Source organism: Shinella granuli, from assembly GCF_004341885.1.
In the GTDB taxonomy this organism is placed as follows: Bacteria; Pseudomonadota; Alphaproteobacteria; order Rhizobiales; family Rhizobiaceae; genus Shinella; species Shinella granuli.
In genome coordinates this window covers 189,232-207,475 of the sequence record NZ_SLVX01000002.1, presented here as the reverse complement: position 1 = coordinate 207,475, position 18,244 = coordinate 189,232, and the positions used below count along the sequence as shown (strand labels likewise).

Genomic DNA, 18,244 nt, shown 5'->3' with positions numbered 1-18,244 from the left:
CCGGTGCTGTGTTTACGTGCGGGCGGCCAGGCGGTCGATCGCGTTCTGCGTCGAGGTGCCGAAGTCGCCGTCGATCGGGCCGCTGTAGTAGCCGCGATCCTTGAGGATCTGCTGGAACTCCTTGCGGAACTGCGGCGTGAAGTTCGCCGGCGAACCCTTGAGTTCCTGCAGCTTGCCCTGGTCGCCGCCCTCGACGCTGGCGGCGGCCCAGCGGGCGGCCTCCTTGGCGTTGGCGCGCGTGCCGAGGCCCTGGTCGTAGAGGCGCGAGAGATTGCCCATGGCATAGGTGTTGCCGCCGTTGGCCGCCTTCTCGTACCAGTTGCGGGCCTCGGCATAGTCCTGCTTCACGCCGTTGCCGACGTCGTAGAGCCAGCCGAGCGAGGCCATCGAATAGTAGTCGTTGAAGCCCGCGGCCTTCTCGTACCACTTGCGCGCCTCGACATAGTCGACCGCGACGCCGAGGCCGGACTGGTAGGCATAGCCGACGGAGGACATGGCGTTGACGTCGCCGCCTTCCGCGCCCTTCAGGTACCAGTCGAGCGAGACATTGTAGTCGCGCGGCGTGCCGAGGCCTTCGCGGTAGAACCAGCCCATCGTGGCCTGCGCATTGGCATAGCCCTGCTCGGCGGCCTTGCGATACCACTTGATCGCCTCGTCATAGTCCTTGCGCGTGCCGTTGTAGCCTTCGCGGTAGAGCCAGCCGAGGGAGGCCTGGGCGTAGGGATTGCCGGCATTCGAGGCCTGCTCGAACATGCGGGTGCCCTTGGCCATGTCGACCGGGCCGTCCGTGCCGTAGATCGAGTACCAGGCAAGGTTGGTCAGCGCGTAGAGGTTCCCCTCGTCGGCGGCCTTCTGGTACAGCTCGCGCGCTTTCGGGAAGTTGCGCGCGGCGTCATGGGCGCGGCCCAGCATGTTGCGGATCGAGTTGTCCGTCGGATTGGCGTTGAGCGCCGCCTCGCAGACCGGGATCGCACGGCCGTAGTCGATCTGCGCGAAGAGCTTGCCGAGGAAGCCCGGGCGCAGGTTCGGTTCGCCGGCGAGCTCGTAGCACTGGTCGGTATCCGAGCCGCCGAGGGTCACCGTCGACTGGCTGTCGTCGGTGGTGGTGGTCGTGTTGGTGTTCGTCAGCGAGCTGCTCTCGTTGCGGCCGGTCGCCAGCTTGTCGATGGCGGCGAGCGTCGCCGGGCCGAATTCGCCGTCCGAGGAGCCGCTGTAATAGCCGCGCTCCTTCAGGAGGTTCTGCATCTCCTTGCGGAAGGCGACGGTGAAGTTGCCCGGATTGTCCTTGAGCTCCGTCAGCTTGTTGGCATCGCCGCTTTCGACGGAGGCGGCCGCCCAGCGGACGGCTTCCTTGGCGTCAGCCGGCGTGCCGAGGCCCTGGTCGTAGAGGCGCGACAGGTTGCCCATGGCATAGGCGCTGCCGGCATTGGCGGCCTTCTCGTACCAGTAGCGGGCTTCGACATAGTCCTGCTTCACGCCGTTGCCGACGTCATAGAGCCAGGCGAGCGAGGCCATCGAGTAGGAATCGCCGATATTGGCGGCCTTCTCGTACCAGACCTTGGCCTCCGTATAGCTCTGCGCCGTGCCGAGGCCGTTCTGGTAGGCCCAGCCGAGCGAGGACATGGCGTTGGCATCGCCGGCCTCCGCCGCCTTGCGGTACCAGTTGAGCGACTGGACGTAATCCTGCGAAACGCCGAGGCCTTCGCGGTAGAACCAGCCCATGGTCGCCATGGCGTTGGCATAGCCCTGGTTGGCCGACTGCTGGTACCATTTCACCGCCTCGTTGTAGTCCTGGCGGGTGCCGCCGTAGCCTTCGCGGTAGAGCCAGCCGAGCGAAGCCTGCGCATAGGAATTGCCGGCGATCGAGGCCTTCTCGAACATCGACAGGCCCTTGGCGACGTCGACCGGGCCATCCGTGCCGTAGACGGAGAACCAGGCAAGGTTCGTCAGGGCGTACATGTTGCCGAGCTCGATCGCCTTCTCGTAGTTGCGGCGGGCTTCGACATAGTTGCGGTCGGCGTCGTGCGCGCGGCCGAGCAGGTTGACGAGCATGCCGTCGGACGGGTTCTCGTTGACGGCCTGGGCGCAGGCGGTGAGCGCCCGCTTGGCATCGATCTTCAGGAAGTTGACGCCCATGAAGCCGGGCAGCGACTGCGGCTCGCCGGCGAGCAGGAAGCAGTCGCGCGAGGCCGGCGTCTCCTTGCCGGCGACGTCGACGCTGAGGCCCTTCTTCGGCTCCAGCGCGGCGATGAGCTGTTCGGCATCGCTGCGGTGCTGGCTGTCCGGATAGCGCTCGATGAAGCGCTGGAGCGCGGCCGCGTCGGTCGAGCCCTTCAGGGCCTCCCATGCGATGCCGGCCGCGTCCTGGCCGTCGTTCTGGGTGGCTTCCTTGAGGCTGGCGAGCTTCTTTTCCGCCAGCATCTTGTAGACGGGATCCTTGCCGTGCTTGGCGATGAAGGCGGCGATCAGGTCCTCGTCGGCGAGGTCGCGGATGTTCTGCCAGTCGGCCGCCGCCTCGGACTGGCCGTTCGGCGAGACCTCCTGCGTGTTGCCGCTGTTGGTGACGTTGATGTTCACTTCCTTGATGTTCAGGAAGATCTGCGCGCCGCCGAGCGAACCGTAGACGAAGGGCTCCTGCTCGCGGTTGGTGGCTTCCACCACCTCGTCGCGCACCTTGCCGAGCGCGATGCGCACGTCGAGGCCGGGTTCCGTCAGGTATTTGGAGAGTGCCGTCGCGAACGGGCTGTTCCTGCCCTCGCCGTCCAGCGCCACCGTGCCGGCCTTCGAGGCGAAGGCGATCAGCGTGTCGGCCGATTCGGGCTCGACGCGGGCAAGGCCGCGCGTGACGGCGCGGGTGCCGATCGACCGCGTCATCGAGGCGGCGAAGGGATTGTTGCGGCAGGCATCGAGGATGAAGAGCTTCAGTCTCTTGGCGCCTTCCAGCGAGCGCTGTACGCGGTCGATGGCGACGCTCTCGTCTTCGACGTCCCGGTCGCTCCTCAGCGCCGCGTCGACGGGGATCAGGTAGTTGATCCCGTTCATCTCCATGGCGTGGCCGGAATAGTAGACCACCGCCATTTCCGCATCCATCGAATCGTCCTCGAACTCGCGCAGCGCCTTCACCATGGCGGCGCGGTTGAGATCGTGGACGGTCCTGACGGAATCGAAGCCTGCATTTTCGAACGAGGCGCGCATCAGCTCGACGTCGTTCGCAGGGTTGTTGAGCTGGGCGGTCTCTTCGTATTTCTGGTTGCCTATCAGCAGTGCAACGCGTTTCGCCTCGGCGGCGCCCGCATTGAACACGACGACAGCAACCGAGACGAAGAGGACCGGCGCCCAGCGTCTCTGCAATTGCTTGATCATGCCCTTCCCTCCGGCATTATTGCCGAGAGTATTACGTATGGCCCCCGCCGTTTCAATGTGCGGGCGGCCGGATTTTTTTGGTCCGGCCGCCGAAAAAATCACGCGGCGGCGATCTCGACCCAGCGGCCTTCCCGAAAAGATTGCGCCATGGCATGAACGGACTTCTCGATGCGCAGGCCATGGTTGAAGTCGATGGAATGCGAGGCCATGCCCGATATGGCGGCGATCAGCTCGCGGCATTCGATGACCTTGAGATCGTTGAAGCCGAGGCCGTGGCCGGGGGCCGGGATGAACCGGTCGTAGGGCTTGTGGTGCGGGGCCGTCAGGATCGTGGAAAAGCCCTGCTCGCTCGCACGGCCGTCCACCGTATAGAGCTGGAACTCGTTCATGCGCTCCTGGTCGAAGAGGATCGAGCCTTTCGAGCCGTAGACCTGCAGCGCGATGCGGCCCTTGCGGCCCCAGGCGGAACGGTTGGCCATCAGCACGCCGGAAATGCCGCCGGGAAGGCGCATCAGCACGCTGGCAATGTCGTGGTTCTCCACGGCGCGGCGGCCGCCCTCCTTCAGCGGGCGGTCGGCATAGGGCTTTGCCAGCGAGGCGATCACCGCCTCGACATGGCCGAACAGGCTCCACAGCAGCGAGAGCGGATGCACGGCGAAATCGTCGAGCGCGCCGTAACCGGAAGCGGCCTCGCTCTTCCAGTAGAACGGCGCTTCCGGATCAGCCATGAAATCCTCGTCCATCTCGACGCGGACATGGTTGACCGTGCCGATCGCGCCCTCGTCGATGAGGGAACGGATGTGCCGCATGACCGGGTTCTGGATATAGTTGTAGCCCATGACCGCGACCCTGCCGGAGGAACGCTGGGCGGCGAGCATGCGCTCGGCATCGGCCAGCGCCGGCGCCATCGGCTTTTCGCACCAGACGTGTTTTCCCGCCTCCAGCGCAGCGATCGCCATCTCGGCGTGGAACTGGTTCGGCGTCGTCACCGAGATCACGTCGACCTCGGGATCGGCGAGAAGATCACGCCAGTCGGCAGTCGATCTGGCAAAGCCGAATTCGCGGGCGCGGCTGGCGGCAAGCGCCGCGTTGGCCTCGGCCAGATGCACGAGGCGCGGGCGTTCCACGTCGCCGAAGACCGCGCTGACATTGTTCCAGGCGAGCGCATGGCACTTGCCCATGTAGCCGGTACCGATCAGTCCTATTCCCAAGGCCTTCATGCCGTCTCCTCCATCTGCCGGGGTTGCCTTTCCACGCGAATGCGGCTGCAAAACCGCTACGCATTCGCGCCGGATTTGCTCTATACCTCGCCGCATGGGCGTCTTCGGCACCATGCATAGCGGGAAAGATTTGGAACGAAAACTATCTTTTCCGATAAAATAGAATATTTATTTCGTTTGTCGCAGAATGGCCGCACGAGGGAGGACAGAACCATGAACAGCACCGAAGCGGCCCTGGCACGCGTGCCCCGTGATTTCGACAGCCTGCGCAGCGTCATCATCGAGCGCAAGGTGAGCATGCCTAAGCGTCTGGCGCAGGTGGCGGCCTATGCGCTTTCCAATCCGGACGAGATGGCCTTCGGCACGGCGGCGAGCATCGCGACGGCGGCCGACGTGCAACCCTCCACGCTGGTGCGCCTTGCCCACCACCTCGGCTATGAGGGCTTTTCCGACCTGCAGAACGTTTTTCGCGCCCGGCTGCGCGACCGCACGCTCTCCTATGAGGAACGCCTGCTCTCCCTAGAGGCCGGGCCGGCGTCCAACAGCGACACGGAGCTGCTCTCCGGCTTCCTCACCGCCGCCAGCCAGTCCGTCGCGCGGCTTGCCAGCACGATCGACGGCGAGACCTTCTCCAGGTCCGTCGAGCTTCTGGCGCGGGCCGAAACGATCTATCTCGTCGCCAAGCGCCGCTCCTACCCGCTCACCGCGCACATGGCCTACGCCCTCGGCAAGCTCGGCATCCGCCACCAGATCATCGCCTCGCCGAACGGCATCGACGCCGAGATGGCACAGTTCGCCACCCGCAAGGATGCGGTGATCGCCGCCAGCTTCGCCCCCTATGCCGCCGAAAGCCTGGCGCAGGCGCAGGAACTGGCCGCCCGCGGCGTTCCGATCGTCGCCATCACCGACTCGGTCTTCTCGCCGCTGGCCGCCTCCGCCACCCACTGGTTCGAGGTGTCGGAGGCGGACTATGCCGGCTTCCGCTCGCTCTCGGCCTCCATGGCGCTCGCCATGGCGCTGCCGGTCGCCATTGCCGAAAAGCGACGCAGCCTCAAACGCTCCTCGAAGGGAAATGCTGTGGAATAGAAACGGAATGTATATTCCGAATTGACATAATTATGGAATTCATGTTTCATTTTCCGCACGGACCGCCGCACCCTGAATGACGGCGCCGCGAGACCGGGAGGAAGACATGCCGCACACTGACCAGGGCCAGGACAAGACGCTCGACGTCATCACGATCGGCCGTTCGTCCGTCGATCTCTACGGCCAGCAGCTCGGCACGCGCCTGGAGGACACCGCCTCCTTCGCCAAATCCGTCGGCGGCTGCCCGGCCAACATCGCCATCGGCACCGCCCGCCTCGGTCTCCGGTCCGCCCTCATCACCCGCGTCGGCGACGAGCAGATGGGCCGCTTCATCCGCGAGCAATGCGCCCGCGAGGGCGTGAACGTCGAGGGTATCAGGACCGACAGGGAGCGGCTGACGGCGCTCGTACTGCTCGCCATCGAGGCCGAAGGCGTCTCGCCGATGATCTTCGTGCGCACCGACTGCGCCGACATGGCGCTTAACGAGGGCGACGTGGACGAGGCCTTCGTGCGATCTTCCCGTGCGATTCTCGTTTCCGGCACGCATTTTTCCCGCCCCAACACCGAAGCCGCCCAGCGCAAGGCGATCCGCATCGCCAAGGAGAGCGGCGGCAAGGTCATCTTCGACATCGACTACCGCCCGAACCTCTGGGGCCTTGCCGGCCATGCGGAAGGCTTCGAGCGCTATGTGAAATCCGACCGCGTCTCCGCCATCCTGAAATCCGTGCTGCCGGATTGCGACCTCATCGTCGGCACCGAGGAGGAGATCATGATCGCCTCGGGTGCCGACGACGTGCTGTCCTCGCTGAAGGCGATCCGCGCCGTCTCCGCGGCGACGATCGTCCTGAAGCGCGGCGCCATGGGCTGCATCGTCTATGACGGCCCGATCTCCGACGACCTGGAGGACGGCGTCGTCGGGCAGGGATTCCCGATCGAGGTCTACAACGTGCTCGGCGCGGGTGACGCCTTCATGTCGGGCTTCCTGCGCGGCTGGCTGACGGGCGAGGATCACAGGACCTCCGCCACCTGGGCGAATGCCTGCGGCGCCTTCGCCGTCTCCCGCCTGCTCTGCTCGCCGGAATATCCGAGCTGGGACGAACTCGCCTTCTTCTTGGCGAACGGCAGCAAGCACCGGGCGCTGCGCAAGGACGAGGCGATCAACCACATCCACTGGGCGACCAACCGCAAGCAGGACGACATCCCGCTGCTGATGGCGCTTGCCTGCGACCACCGCATGCAGCTCGTCGACGTCGCCGACGAGCTGAAGGTGCCGCACGAGAAGATTTCCGAATTCAAGCGCCTGACCGTCAAGGCCGCCGCGCGGGTCGCGGACGGCCGCCCCGGCTACGGCATGCTGATCGACGAGCGCTTCGGCCGCGACGCCTTCTTCGACGCCGCGACGCAGAATTTCTCCTGGCTCGGCCGGCCGGTCGAGCTGCCGGGCTCCAGGCCGCTGCGCTTCGAGTTCAGCCAGGATATCGGCTCGCAGCTCGTCGAATGGCCGCTCGACCATTGCATCAAGTGCCTGTGCTTCTATCATCCCGACGATCCGGCCGCGCTCAAGACGGAGCAGCAGGAGAAGCTGCGCGCGCTCTTCGAAGCCGCGCGCCGCGTCGGGCGCGAACTGTTGATCGAGATCATCGCGGGCAAGAACGGGCCGCTCAAGGATGATACGGTGTCGACGGCGCTGCAGGAGCTCTATGACCTCGGCATCAAGCCGGACTGGTGGAAGCTGGAGCCGCAGGCCTCCAGCGGCGCGTGGGAGAACATCGAGGCCGTCATCGCGAGGAACGACGCCTATTGCCGCGGCATCGTGCTGCTCGGCCTCGAAGCGCCGACCGAGGAGCTGGTGAAGGCCTTCGAGGCGACCAGGGTGGCGCCGGCCGTCAAGGGCTTTGCCGTCGGCCGCACGATCTTCGTCGACGCCGCCCGTGCCTGGATGGCCGGAAAGATGGACGACGAGGCGGCGATATCGGACATGGCCGGCCGCTTCCGCGCGCTGACCGACGCCTGGCTGCGGACGCGCGGCCTTTAAGGGACAGGGCAATCCCGCAAGACGTGAGGCGGTTCGCCCGGTCAGGGATTGCGGCAAGCAAGAGAATTCGGGAGGAAGACCATGGCAAAGACGATCCGGCTGACGATGGCGCAGGCCGTCGCGCATTTCCTGAAGGCGCAGATGACGGTCGAGGGCGGCAAGAAGGTGCCGATCTTCGCGGGCGTCTGGGGGATTTTCGGCCACGGCAACGTCGCCGGCATGGGCGAGGCGCTCTACCAGGTGCGCGAAGAGCTGCCGACGCTGCGCGCCCACAACGAGCAGGGCATGGCGCATGCCGCCGTCGCCTTCGCCAAGGCGAGCTTCCGCCAGCGCTTCATGGCCTGCACGACCTCCATCGGCCCCGGCGCGCTGAACATGATCACCGCGGCGGGCGTCGCCCATGTCAACCGCCTTCCCGTGCTGTTCCTGCCCGGCGACGTCTTCGCCAACCGCATTCCCGACCCGGTCCTCCAGCAGATCGAGAATTTCGGCGACGGCACCGTCTCCGTCAACGACGCCTTCCGCTGCGTCTCGCGCTATTTCGACCGCATCACCCGGCCGGAGCAGATCATCCCCGCGCTGAAGCGCACCATGCAGGTGCTGACCGATCCGGTCGATTGCGGGCCGGTGACGCTCTCGCTCTGCCAGGACGTGCAGGCCGAAGCCTATGACTATCCGGCGAGCCTCTTCGAAGAGAAGGTCTGGACGCACCGCCGGCCGCGCCCGGACAGCGACGAGCTCGCCGCCGCCATCGCCACGCTGCGCAAGGCGGAAAAGCCGCTGATCATCGCCGGCGGCGGCGTGCTCTATTCGCAGGCGACCGCCGAGCTGAAGGCCTTTGCCGGCATGCACGGCATTCCGGTCGCCGTCACCCAGGCCGGCAAATCGGCGCTGCCGGACGACCATCCGCTCTGCATGGGCTCGATCGGTGTCACCGGCACTTCGGCCGCCAATGCGTTTGCCGAGGAGGCGGACGTCATCCTCGCCGTCGGCACCCGCATGCAGGACTTCACCACCGGCTCCTGGGCGCTCTTCAAGAACGACGCCGTGACGATGATCGGCCTCAACACCGCCGCCTTCGATGCCGCCAAGCACAACAGCCAGCCGCTCGTCGCCGATGCACGCGAGGGCCTGACGCTGCTTTCCGAGACGCTCGGCGGCTGGAAGGCGCCGGCCGCGGTGGAGGCGGCCGCAAAGTCCCGCAAGGACGAATGGATGGCCGCCGCCAACCGGGCGACCGCCGCCACCAACGCGGCCCTGCCCTCCGATGCGCAGGTCATCGGCGCGGTGCAGCGCGCGATCGGCGGCGACAATTCGGTTCTCGTCTGCGCCGCCGGCGGCCTGCCGGGCGAGCTGCACAAGCTGTGGCGGGCCAACAGGCCCGGCGGCTACCACATGGAATACGGCTTCTCCTGCATGGGCTACGAGATCGCCGGCGGCCTCGGCGTCAAGCTGGCGCGGCCGGAGGCCGATGTCGTCGTCATGGTCGGCGACGGCTCCTACATGATGATGAACTCCGAGCTGTCGACCTCCATCATGCTCGGCCAGAAGCTGACGATCGTGGTGCTCGACAACCGCGGCTACGGCTGCATCAACCGGCTGCAGATGGCGACCGGCGGCGCGAACTTCAACAACCTGCTGAAGGACTCGATGATCGAGACGATGCCGGACATCGACTTCAGGGCGCATGCCGAGAGCATGGGCGCGGTCGCGGTGAAGGTGTCGTCGATCGCCGACCTCGAAACCGCCATCGAGAGAAGCAAGGGCAACGACCGCACCTCTGTCATCGTCATCGACACGGACCCGCTGATCACCACGAAGGACGGCGGTCACTGGTGGGATGTCGCGGTTCCGGAAGTCAGCGCGCGCGACGAGGTCAACACGGCGCGCGAGGCCTATGTGAAGGCGCTCGAAGCCCAGCGGATCGGCTAGGATAGATAACGCCCTCTCCTCCTCTCCACCGTCATCCTCGGGCTTGACCCGAGGATGACGAAAGAGAGGGAAGAGATAATGACAATGCAAGGGAAGTCCCGCTTCCCGCCAAGGAGACGATAATGAAAGCCAAACTCGGCATGTCGCCCATCGCGTGGTGGAACGACGACCTTCCGGAGCTCAGCGACGACGTATCCCTGGAAGAGTGCCTGCGGCAATCCCGCAGCGCCGGCTTCACCGGCATGGAGAAGGGCCGCCGCTTCCCCGAGGATCCCGCCGTCATGCTGCCCATCCTGCGCGCGGCCGACGTGACGCTGTGCGGCGGCTGGTTCTCCGGCACGCTGGTCGACGAGGAGCTTGCGGTCAACAAGGACCGCATCCTGCCGATGATCGAGCTGTTCAAGGCGGTCAACGCGCCCTGCATCGTCTATGGCGAAGTCGGCCGGTCCATCCAGGGCGACCGCTCCAGGCCGCTTGCCACCAAGCCGCGCCTTTCCGACGACGAGATGAAGGCCTATGGCCGCCGCCTCACCGCATTCGGCGAATGGTGCGCCGACCAGGGCATGCCGCTTTCCTACCACCATCACATGGCCGCCGTCGTCGAGACCGAACCGGAGCTCGACGCCTTCATGAAGAATTCGGGCGAAGGCATTCCGCTGCTGCTCGATGCCGGCCATCTCGCCTTTGCCGGCGGCGACGTGCTGCGCGCCATCGACAACCACCACGCCCGCATCAACCATGTGCACGTCAAGGACATCCGCCGGTCCGTGGTCGACGGGCTCGACCGCACGAAACAGTCCTTCCTCGACGCCGTGGCGCTCGGCGCCTTCACCGTTCCGGGCGACGGCTCACTCGATTTCGGCGCCATCGTGCAGCGTTTCGCCGATCATGGCTATGAAGGCTGGTTCGTCGTCGAGGCCGAGCAGGATCCGCGTGAAGCGCCGCCGCAGAAGATGGCCGAGGTCGGTCATGCGGAATTGATGCGCGTCATGACGGCGGCCGGCTATACCGTGGAGACGGAAGGGTTTCCGAAAGGATAGTCCTCCCCCCGATGCCGACTGAAAGGAAGAAGCCCATGTCGACCCTGCTCATCAAACCCGAAGGCAACCATGGCCGCGTCAGCCATGTGACACCCGAAAGCGCCGGCTGGACCTATGTCGGCTTCGACCTGCACCGCATGAAGCCGGGCGAGATCCTGGCGGCCGAGACGGGAAGCCGCGAGGTCTGCCTCGTGTGGATCTCCGGCAAGGGCAAGGCGACGGCGGCGGGCAAGGATTTCGGCATCCTCGGCGAGCGCATGAGCCCCTTCGACGGCGCCCCGCATGCGCTTTACATCCCGGCCGATTCCAACTGGTCGGTGACGGCGGAGACGGACCTGGAGCTCGCCGTCTGCTCGGCCCCGGGCGGCGGCGACTACAGGGCCAAGGCCATTCCGCCGGGCACGCATCCGAAGATCAGCCGCGGCAAGGGCTCGAATGTCCGGCATGTCCACAACATCATGCCGGAAGACGACAGTTCGGCTCATTCGCTGCTCGTCGTGGAGGTGATCACGCCGAGCGGCAACACCTCGTCCTATCCCTCGCACAAGCACGACCAGGACAACCTGCCGCACGAAAGTTTCCTGGAGGAGACCTACTACCACCGCCTCAACCCGCCGCAGGGCTTCGCCTTCCAGCGCGTCTATACGGACGACCGTTCGCTCGACGTGGCGATGGCGGTGGAGGACGGCGACGTGACGCTGGTGCCGAAGGGCTACCACCCCTGCGCCACCATCCACGGCTACGATCTCTATTATCTCAACGTGATGGCCGGGCCGAAGCGCGTGTGGAAGTTCCACAACGCCAAGGAGCACGAGTGGCTGCTGGCATGAGCGCCGGCTACCGCTTCCACCTGCGCGTCAGGCCCCAGGTCCTGGCGATCTCCAGCGTCGAGGAAAAGCCGGCCTCCAGCATGAAGGGCTCGACGGTGGCGGCGTAACCGCCGCCCTCGCCGCGCTCCACCGGCGTGCCGTGGCCCATGCCGTCGATTTCATGGAAGGTGACGAGGGGCTTGCCCTCCCTGTCCGGCCAGATGCGCGTGCGGCGGCCCTTCATGCGCTTTTCCACGAAGGCCTCCTGCGGCAGGCGATAGAGGTCGCGCCATTGCTCGACCAGGGCGAGGCCGTTCGAAAGGGCGACGGTTTCGTCCGCCGTGCCGTGCCAGATGGAGATGGCCGGCTTGCGCGAGATGCGCGGGGAGACGGTGCGCACCAGCTCGCTCCATTCGCGCGGGCTCTTCTCCGGCGCCTCGCCCATCGCGTCGAAGGCGCGGGTGGCGTCGCGCGCGGCGCCGAAGGGCAGGCCCGCAATGATCGCGCCGCCGGCAAAGAGCTCGGGATAGTTGGCAAGCATCGCCGCCGTCATCGCGCCGCCCGCCGAAAGGCCGGTGATGAACACGCGCTCCGGGTCGCTTGCCGCACGTTCGGCCGTATGGGCCACCATCTGGCGGATCGACATCAACTCGCCCCGGTCGCGCGTCACCTCGCTCGGCCGGAACCAGGTGAAACAGCGCCGCGGATTGTTCGCCTCGCGCTGCTGGGCATAGACGACCGAAAAGCCGCGCTCTTCCGCCAGCGACGCCCAGCCGGCCCCACGATCATAGCTTTCGGCATCCTGCCGGCAGCCGTGCAGCACCAGAACGAGCGGCCGTCCTGCCGGAAGGTCCTCCGGAATATGCTCGAACATCAGAAGGCAGCCCGGATTGCTGCCGAAGCCGGCGACTTCGGCAAGCCTGGAGGCGCCGGCCGGGCGCCGCCGGGCGGTGGGCGCCTTGCGTTCCGGGTTGCGGTGAAACGGCCAGAACAGGTCACCCAGGCGCGCTTCGGTCGGCAGCAGCCGTTCGACCGATCGCTTGAAACGGTCCCGCATGCTTGGCCTCTCTTTCGTGGAATTGCTCATCGTCAGGTTATTTGCTCATCCGGCACGGCAGGATCAAGGCGGAACGGGAAAAATGCGGGGGATGGCTCATTCTCCAGGCTCATGAGGGCATTCACAAATAGCCAAAGGGTTTGGCGATCCCTTTCGTTCCCGGCCTTTCGAAGAGGGGCGAGCTGATGTAGCACTTCTGCAACGACAAAACCGCGACAGGAGGACATCCATGAGCGAGCATCACAGCGCCACCCCGCAGCAGGCCCGCGCCAAGATGGCGCCCTTCGACTGGGCAGACCCCTTCCTCCTGGAAGACCAGCTCACCGACGAAGAGCGCATGATCCGCGACACGGCCCGCGCCTATTGCCAGGACAAGCTCGCCGCGCGCGTCACCGAGGCCAACCGCCACGAGATCTTCCATCGCGAGATCATGAGCGAGATGGGCGAACTCGGCCTGCTCGGCCCGACGATCCCGGAAGAATATGGCGGCGTCGGCGCCAACTACGTCTCCTACGGCCTCGTCGCCCGCGAAGTCGAGCGCGTCGATTCGGGCTACCGCTCGGCCATGTCCGTGCAGTCCTCGCTCGTCATGCACCCGATCTTCGCCTACGGTACGGAAGAGACCCGCAAGAAGTATCTGCCCAAGCTCGCCTCCGGCGAATGGGTCGGCTGCTTCGGCCTCACCGAGCCCGACCACGGCTCGGACCCCTCCTCCATGATCACCCGCGCCAAGAAGGTCGACGGCGGCTACCTCGTCTCCGGCGCGAAGAACTGGATCACCAATTCGCCGATCGCCGATGTCGCCGTCGTCTGGGCGAAATCCGACGCGCATGACAACAAGATCAAGGGCTTCGTGCTGGAACGCGGCATGAAGGGCTTCGAGACGCCGAAGATCGAGGGCAAGTTCTCGCTGCGCGCCTCGGTGACGGGCATGATCATGATGCAGGACGTCTTCGTGCCCGAGGAGAACCTGCTGCCCGAGGTCGCCGGCCTTGCCGGTCCCTTCGGCTGCCTCAACCGCGCCCGCTACGGCATCGCCTGGGGCGCCATGGGCGCCGCCGAGTTCTGCTGGCATGCCGCCCGCCAGTACACGCTCGACCGCAAGCAGTTCGGCAAGCCGCTCGCCGCCACGCAGCTCATCCAGAAGAAGCTCGCCGACATGGAGACCGAGATCGCCCTCGGCCTGCAGGGGGCGCTGCGCCTCGGCCGGCTCTTCGACGAGCACCGCGCCCCGGCCGAGCTCATCTCGCTGATGAAGCGCAACAATTGCGGCAAGGCGCTCGACATCGCCCGCGTCTCGCGCGACATGCATGGCGGCAACGGCGTGTCCGACGAATACGGCGTCATCCGCCACGTCATGAACCTGGAGGCGGTCAACACCTACGAGGGCACGCACGACATCCACGCCCTCATCCTCGGCCGCGCCCAGACGGGTCTCCAGGCCTTCCAGTAAGCCCCAGCCCTTTATCCATCCGGCGGCCGCTTGTTCGAATGCAAGCGGCCGTCTTCACGTTTTGTCCATCCCGTTTCGGTACACTCGGTCACGAGCCACAGGAGCGGGAGGGAGCCATGCCCCTCGAACACGTCCACGACCAGCTTCGCCTGCGCCATCCCAAGCGCAGTTTCGTCCAGTATCGCATCGACAGGCCCGGCTTCGTCACGCCGATCGGCCACCATCTCAGCACGGCGATGCGCTATACCTGCCTCATCCGCAGCATTTCCAGCGCCGGCGCGGTGCTTTCGATCAACAAGGCGCTGACCCTGCCGGAGAACTTCTACCTGGAGATCCACGGCATCCGCGACGAAATCCCCTGCACGGAATTCAAGCGCGACGGCGAGGAGCTGGTGGTGCGCTTCAACATGTTCCTGGATGCGGATTTCCTCGATCTGGTGCTCGGCCGCACGCCGCAGGACCACGAGGCCTGAGCGTCGCCTGCGCCGAAAAGCGGAGCGTTTAAACTTTTAAATATTTGTTTCAACGAAACAAAATAATCGCCTGCGACACTCTGCCCGTCTCTGTCGGACATGACGTCCTCTTTGGGAGAAAGCGGCAATGAGTGACGACGCCAAGCAGCGCACAGGCGCAGGCCTCTACGAGCGGAAATGGGAGCGGTTCGCGGTCAACCGGCAGGGCATGCTGATGACGGTCGGTTTCGACCTGATGGCACCCAAGACGCGCAGTTGCAGGCTGATCGACATATCGCTCGGCGGCGCGAGCTTTACCGTCGGCACGACGATCGGCCTGCCGCTGCACTACTACCTCTCCATCGTCGGCGTCGCCTCGCGCATCGGCTGCGCGGAAGTCTATCGCAACGACAACCGCATCGGCGTGCAGTTCATCAAGGAGATCGACGAGGAGCTCCTGCGCATGATCGTGCGGTCCGATTATTTCACCGGCGGCATCACCGGCCGCCTCAAGCAGCCGGAACGGCGCTACATGGTGGGCGTGGAGAAAGCCGGCATCGGTTCGGCCGCCAACTGATCGTTTCGCGTCACGATATTATTGGCTAGGCTGCCCGCCGGGAACCGATTCCGGCGGCGCGATCTTGCGGCGCATCGGCAGCGGCCTCCCGCATCCGTCTCGATCGATCCCAGCAGGTCCCATGTCCGCATTCTCCCGCTTCACCGCCCTCGCCCAGTCCCTGCCCGCAACCGTGCCCTTCGTCGGGCCGGAAGCCATCGAGCGCAATCGCGGCCTTGCCGTGCGCGCCCGCATCGGCGCGAACGAGAGCGGCTTCGGCCCGGCGCCGTCCGTCCTGGCGGCGATCGGCGCTGCCGCCGGCACGACCTGGATGTATGCCGATCCGGAGAATTTCGACCTGCGGGAGGCGCTTGCCCTTCATCACGGCATTTCGCGCGACAACATCGCCATCGGCGGCGGCATCGACGGGCTGCTCGGCGAGATCGTGCGGCTGGTCATCGAGCCGGGTACGCCGGTCGTCACCTCGCTCGGCGGCTATCCGACCTTCAACTACCATGTGAACGGGTTCGGCGGCCGGCTCGTCACCGTGCCCTATGTCAACGACCGGGAGGACCTCGACGGCCTCCTCGAAGCCGTGCGGCGGGAGAATGCGCCGCTCGTCTATTTCGCCAATCCGGACAATCCGATGGGAAGCTGGTGGGACGCCGACAGCGTCGTCTCCTTCGCGCGGGCGCTGCCGGAAACGACGCTGCTCATTCTCGACGAGGCCTATGGCGAGACGGCGCCGGCGGGCACCATTCCCCCGATCGGCGCGCTGATCGGCCAGCCGAACATCCTGCGCATGCGCACCTTCTCGAAGGCCTACGGCCTTGCCGGCGCGCGGATCGGCTATGCGATCGGCACGCTCGGCAATGCGCAGGCCTTCGACAAGATCCGAAATCATTTCGGCATGGCCCGGATTTCGGTCCAGGCGGCGCTCGCCGCGCTGAAGGACCAGGCCTATCTTGCGGACGTCATCGTCCGTATCGGCGCCTCCCGCGAGCGCATCTCGCAGATCGCGCGGTCCAACGGCTTGTCCCCCCTCGCCTCCGCCACCAATTTCGTCACCATCGATTGCGGCCGGGACGGCACCCACGCCCGCGCCATTGTCGACGGCCTGATGGAACATGGCGTCTTCATCCGCATGCCGGGCATCGCCCCCCTCAACCGATGCATCCGCATCAGCGTCGGGCCGGAAAACGATATGGCGTTGCTGGAGGAGGCGTTGCCGCAGGTGTTGGAGGCAATAGGCAGTAGACAGTAGGCAGGGGAATTTGGTCGGTCGCGGTCGGATGAGGCTTTTTCTTTTGACCGTGGAGCCTTCCTGTTCCCCATTGGTTACTGCCTACTGGCTACCCCCCATCAATGAACCGTCATCCACTCGCGCGCTGCACGCAGCGCCAGGGCGAGGTCGGTCTTCGTCATCGTCGCGGCAAGGTCGGCGCGCAGCTCGGCGGCGCGTTCGCAACCCTTGATGGCGGCGATGTTGAGCCATTTGTGCGCCTGCACCACGTCGACGGCGCAGCCGCGGCCGGTGGCATACATGAGGCCCATGTCGCAGAAGATCTCGGCGCGGTTCTCGCCGCCCGTCATGGCGGCCGTTTCGGTGTTCTGAAAGTCAAAGCGTGCCATTTCGATTGTCCCTGTCTACCTGGTTTTCTGCTCGTATTGTCCTGTTTTACCTGCCCTTTCGGGCCTCCTTGGGCGCCTGCCGTCTTCAGCGGCCTTGGTCTTCCTTCAGAGTTTTGCCGGCGGGTTTTCCCTGCTCGTCTTATGGCTCCACTATGCCGCGGGCCTTTCAAAATGCGCTTAAAATGCATGCTTAATTTGAGACAAACAAAGTCCAAACGCTTGGTAAAATTGGGTTTTCGTTAAACATCGGAAGCGCTGGAAACCGCCGCATTCGCTTCAAAATTTACCGATTGTTCAACCGGCGATTTCAACCTTTCGCTAACCACGCAAACCGGTCGGGTTTTCCCAGGATGCAAATTTTCGTCGGCGCCGAGGGCGAAAACGCGCGCAAATCCGCCCTTCCGGCATATTTACCTTTACGTTCGCGTAAGATATCGTTCTCCCCGCATTCTGGAGGAGGAAAAGAATGAAGCTGAAGACATGGATGGCCGCGGCGCTGTTCGCCGTTCCCGGCATGGCCCTTGCCGCCGAGCCGATCGAGGGCACCTGGAAGACCGCCAGCGGCGAGACCGCGGCCATCGCCAGATGCGGCGGCAGTTTCTGCATCACATTGAAAACCGGGAAATTCGCCGGCAAGCGCATCGGCAGGCTGGAGGGCGCCGGCGCGGACTATACCGGTTCGATCACCGATCCGGCAGCCGACAAGACCTATAGCGGCTCCGGTTCGGTCAGCGGCCATTCGCTGAAGATGAAGGGCTGCGTCCTGAAGGTGCTCTGCAAGTCGCAGACCTGGTCGCGGCTTTGAACGGCAGGGATTGAGGAAACCGGCCGGCGCCCCGGCGCCGGCATTCGGCCGTTCCCGCGATTTTCAGCGCGCCGGCGCGCTGCTCGCCCTTTCCCGGGCCAATCTGTTTCTCCACATGAAAATGCCAGTTCCCCCGGGCCGAATATTGGGCTCATAGCCGCCTGATGCCGGCCAACCGGCCGACTCGATGAGTGGCCACCCCTTCTGGTGCGCCCTGCCTGCTGCCGCTCCACGCGGCCCGTTCCCTCCCCGCAAGGCGCGATCACAGCTTTCCTGAACGGGAGATGAACCGGCCTCTCAGGGAGTGTTCAGTCCCGCAATGCGACAAGGGTCACACTGAAACATGTCAATGAGGGACGACACCATGGACATCCTCGCGCGCCGCCTGACGATCATCACCCTGCTGATGGCCATTTTCGCGATCATGCTCGCCGCCGCCGTCGAGACCGACTACCGCCGCAGCACGCACAACACGACCGGCAAGTTCGTCGCCTGCGCGACGCCGGACATGTGCCGCGCCTCGCTCTGATCCTCCCTCCAAGACTGCTGGACACACCGAAATGACGACCGCCCTTGCCCATACCTGCGCCACCGCCCTGCGCATCCTCGCTCTTTCGGCGATGATGATCGCCCCGGTCGGTGCGCTCGCCTGGAGCAATGCCGGCGGTCTCGGCATCGAAAAGCAGGGGGCGGGCCTCGTCCTCTTCGTCACGCTCCAGCGCCAGTCGATGAGCTGAGATTACGCTTTCCCCTCCTGCCATTCGTGCTAAACCGGTCAGGCCAGCGCATATCCGTTCCCGTCGG

Annotated in this window: 16 protein-coding genes; 12 read left to right on the top strand and 4 right to left on the bottom strand. The window is 65.4% G+C overall.

Features of this window, described 5'->3' with window-relative positions; all coding sequences use genetic code 11:
* Nucleotides 1–12: 12 nt before the first annotated feature.
* Together EV665_RS04170 and EV665_RS04165 are read right to left on the bottom strand one after the other, a co-directional pair.
* On the bottom strand, nucleotides 13–3,363 hold the full coding sequence (locus EV665_RS04170; RefSeq protein WP_133033197.1) for a caspase family protein: 3,351 nt from the start codon (nucleotides 3,361–3,363) through the stop codon (nucleotides 13–15).
* A gap of 98 nt (nucleotides 3,364–3,461) precedes the next feature.
* A complete protein-coding gene (locus tag EV665_RS04165) occupies nucleotides 3,462–4,583 on the bottom strand; it encodes a Gfo/Idh/MocA family protein (RefSeq protein WP_064329559.1) in 1,122 nt (373 codons plus the stop codon).
* Nucleotides 4,584–4,796: 213 nt separating this feature from the next.
* On the opposite strand from EV665_RS04165, the gene EV665_RS04160 reads away from it, so the two are divergent.
* The 5 genes from EV665_RS04160 to iolB all read left to right on the top strand — a co-directional run bounded on the left by EV665_RS04160 (nucleotide 4,797) and on the right by iolB (nucleotide 11,506).
* Complete coding sequence (locus EV665_RS04160; RefSeq protein ID WP_133033196.1) at nucleotides 4,797–5,669, top strand: MurR/RpiR family transcriptional regulator; 873 nt, start codon at nucleotides 4,797–4,799, stop codon at nucleotides 5,667–5,669.
* Nucleotides 5,670–5,775: 106 nt separating this feature from the next.
* Nucleotides 5,776–7,704 (top strand): bifunctional 5-dehydro-2-deoxygluconokinase/5-dehydro-2-deoxyphosphogluconate aldolase, encoded by a 1,929-nt coding sequence (locus tag EV665_RS04155; protein ID WP_133033195.1) that lies wholly within the window; start codon nucleotides 5,776–5,778, stop codon nucleotides 7,702–7,704.
* An 81-nt stretch (nucleotides 7,705–7,785) separates the two neighbouring features.
* Complete coding sequence (gene iolD / locus EV665_RS04150; protein WP_133033194.1) at nucleotides 7,786–9,636, top strand: 3D-(3,5/4)-trihydroxycyclohexane-1,2-dione acylhydrolase (decyclizing); 1,851 nt, start codon at nucleotides 7,786–7,788, stop codon at nucleotides 9,634–9,636.
* A gap of 122 nt (nucleotides 9,637–9,758) precedes the next feature.
* The gene (gene iolE / locus EV665_RS04145; protein ID WP_133033193.1) at nucleotides 9,759–10,676 is read left to right on the top strand and encodes a myo-inosose-2 dehydratase; all 918 of its coding nucleotides are present in this window, start codon (nucleotides 9,759–9,761) and stop codon (nucleotides 10,674–10,676) included.
* A 35-nt stretch (nucleotides 10,677–10,711) separates the two neighbouring features.
* Complete coding sequence (gene iolB, locus EV665_RS04140; RefSeq protein WP_133033192.1) at nucleotides 10,712–11,506, top strand: 5-deoxy-glucuronate isomerase; 795 nt, start codon at nucleotides 10,712–10,714, stop codon at nucleotides 11,504–11,506.
* Between the two features lie 7 nt (nucleotides 11,507–11,513).
* Here the strand turns inward: iolB and EV665_RS04135 are convergent, their stop codons facing one another.
* On the bottom strand, nucleotides 11,514–12,542 hold the full coding sequence (locus tag EV665_RS04135) for an extracellular catalytic domain type 1 short-chain-length polyhydroxyalkanoate depolymerase (RefSeq protein WP_064329553.1): 1,029 nt from the start codon (nucleotides 12,540–12,542) through the stop codon (nucleotides 11,514–11,516).
* Between the two features lie 229 nt (nucleotides 12,543–12,771).
* Between EV665_RS04135 and EV665_RS04130 the strand changes: the two genes are divergently transcribed.
* From EV665_RS04130 to EV665_RS04115, 4 genes are all read left to right on the top strand, one after another.
* Entirely contained in the window at nucleotides 12,772–13,995 is a 1,224-nt protein-coding gene (locus tag EV665_RS04130; RefSeq protein WP_064329552.1) for an acyl-CoA dehydrogenase, read from the top strand.
* A gap of 116 nt (nucleotides 13,996–14,111) precedes the next feature.
* Nucleotides 14,112–14,468 (top strand): hypothetical protein, encoded by a 357-nt coding sequence (locus EV665_RS04125; protein WP_064329551.1) that lies wholly within the window; start codon nucleotides 14,112–14,114, stop codon nucleotides 14,466–14,468.
* A 127-nt stretch (nucleotides 14,469–14,595) separates the two neighbouring features.
* The gene (locus EV665_RS04120) at nucleotides 14,596–15,024 is read left to right on the top strand and encodes a PilZ domain-containing protein (protein ID WP_064329550.1); all 429 of its coding nucleotides are present in this window, start codon (nucleotides 14,596–14,598) and stop codon (nucleotides 15,022–15,024) included.
* Nucleotides 15,025–15,145: 121 nt separating this feature from the next.
* Complete coding sequence (locus EV665_RS04115; RefSeq protein ID WP_133033190.1) at nucleotides 15,146–16,267, top strand: pyridoxal phosphate-dependent aminotransferase; 1,122 nt, start codon at nucleotides 15,146–15,148, stop codon at nucleotides 16,265–16,267.
* Nucleotides 16,268–16,365: 98 nt separating this feature from the next.
* On the opposite strand, the gene EV665_RS04110 is transcribed toward EV665_RS04115, so the two are convergent.
* Complete coding sequence (locus EV665_RS04110; protein ID WP_024270734.1) at nucleotides 16,366–16,635, bottom strand: SEL1-like repeat protein; 270 nt, start codon at nucleotides 16,633–16,635, stop codon at nucleotides 16,366–16,368.
* A 466-nt stretch (nucleotides 16,636–17,101) separates the two neighbouring features.
* On the opposite strand from EV665_RS04110, the gene EV665_RS04105 reads away from it, so the two are divergent.
* The 3 genes from EV665_RS04105 (at nucleotide 17,102) to EV665_RS32220 (ending at nucleotide 18,177) form a co-directional block, all read left to right on the top strand.
* Nucleotides 17,102–17,440: a DUF2147 domain-containing protein gene (locus EV665_RS04105; protein ID WP_133033189.1), complete on the top strand. Its 339-nt coding sequence runs from the start codon at nucleotides 17,102–17,104 to the stop codon at nucleotides 17,438–17,440.
* A gap of 349 nt (nucleotides 17,441–17,789) precedes the next feature.
* Nucleotides 17,790–17,969: a hypothetical protein gene (locus EV665_RS04100; protein WP_064329547.1), complete on the top strand. Its 180-nt coding sequence runs from the start codon at nucleotides 17,790–17,792 to the stop codon at nucleotides 17,967–17,969.
* A gap of 31 nt (nucleotides 17,970–18,000) precedes the next feature.
* Nucleotides 18,001–18,177 (top strand): hypothetical protein, encoded by a 177-nt coding sequence (locus EV665_RS32220; RefSeq protein ID WP_162852968.1) that lies wholly within the window; start codon nucleotides 18,001–18,003, stop codon nucleotides 18,175–18,177.
* The last annotated feature ends 67 nt before the right edge of the window (nucleotides 18,178–18,244 follow it).

What these genes read in the sequence shown, in the direction of transcription:
- EV665_RS04170 (WP_133033197.1), bottom strand. Translation starts at nt 3,363, where the DNA reads ATGATCAAGCAATTGCAGAGACGCTGGGCGCCGGTCCTCTTCGTCTCG.
- EV665_RS04100 (WP_064329547.1), top strand. Translation starts at nt 17,790, where the DNA reads ATGAGGGACGACACCATGGACATCCTCGCGCGCCGCCTGACGATCATC.
- iolE (WP_133033193.1), top strand. Translation starts at nt 9,759, where the DNA reads ATGAAAGCCAAACTCGGCATGTCGCCCATCGCGTGGTGGAACGACGAC.
- iolD (WP_133033194.1), top strand. Translation starts at nt 7,786, where the DNA reads ATGGCAAAGACGATCCGGCTGACGATGGCGCAGGCCGTCGCGCATTTC.
- EV665_RS04115 (WP_133033190.1), top strand. Translation starts at nt 15,146, where the DNA reads ATGTCCGCATTCTCCCGCTTCACCGCCCTCGCCCAGTCCCTGCCCGCA.
- EV665_RS04165 (WP_064329559.1), bottom strand. Translation starts at nt 4,583, where the DNA reads ATGAAGGCCTTGGGAATAGGACTGATCGGTACCGGCTACATGGGCAAG.
- EV665_RS04120 (WP_064329550.1), top strand. Translation starts at nt 14,596, where the DNA reads ATGAGTGACGACGCCAAGCAGCGCACAGGCGCAGGCCTCTACGAGCGG.
- iolB (WP_133033192.1), top strand. Translation starts at nt 10,712, where the DNA reads ATGTCGACCCTGCTCATCAAACCCGAAGGCAACCATGGCCGCGTCAGC.
- EV665_RS04130 (WP_064329552.1), top strand. Translation starts at nt 12,772, where the DNA reads ATGAGCGAGCATCACAGCGCCACCCCGCAGCAGGCCCGCGCCAAGATG.
- EV665_RS04110 (WP_024270734.1), bottom strand. Translation starts at nt 16,635, where the DNA reads ATGGCACGCTTTGACTTTCAGAACACCGAAACGGCCGCCATGACGGGC.
- EV665_RS04105 (WP_133033189.1), top strand. Translation starts at nt 17,102, where the DNA reads ATGAAGCTGAAGACATGGATGGCCGCGGCGCTGTTCGCCGTTCCCGGC.
- EV665_RS04160 (WP_133033196.1), top strand. Translation starts at nt 4,797, where the DNA reads ATGAACAGCACCGAAGCGGCCCTGGCACGCGTGCCCCGTGATTTCGAC.
- EV665_RS04135 (WP_064329553.1), bottom strand. Translation starts at nt 12,542, where the DNA reads ATGCGGGACCGTTTCAAGCGATCGGTCGAACGGCTGCTGCCGACCGAA.
- EV665_RS04125 (WP_064329551.1), top strand. Translation starts at nt 14,112, where the DNA reads ATGCCCCTCGAACACGTCCACGACCAGCTTCGCCTGCGCCATCCCAAG.
- EV665_RS32220 (WP_162852968.1), top strand. Translation starts at nt 18,001, where the DNA reads ATGACGACCGCCCTTGCCCATACCTGCGCCACCGCCCTGCGCATCCTC.
- EV665_RS04155 (WP_133033195.1), top strand. Translation starts at nt 5,776, where the DNA reads ATGCCGCACACTGACCAGGGCCAGGACAAGACGCTCGACGTCATCACG.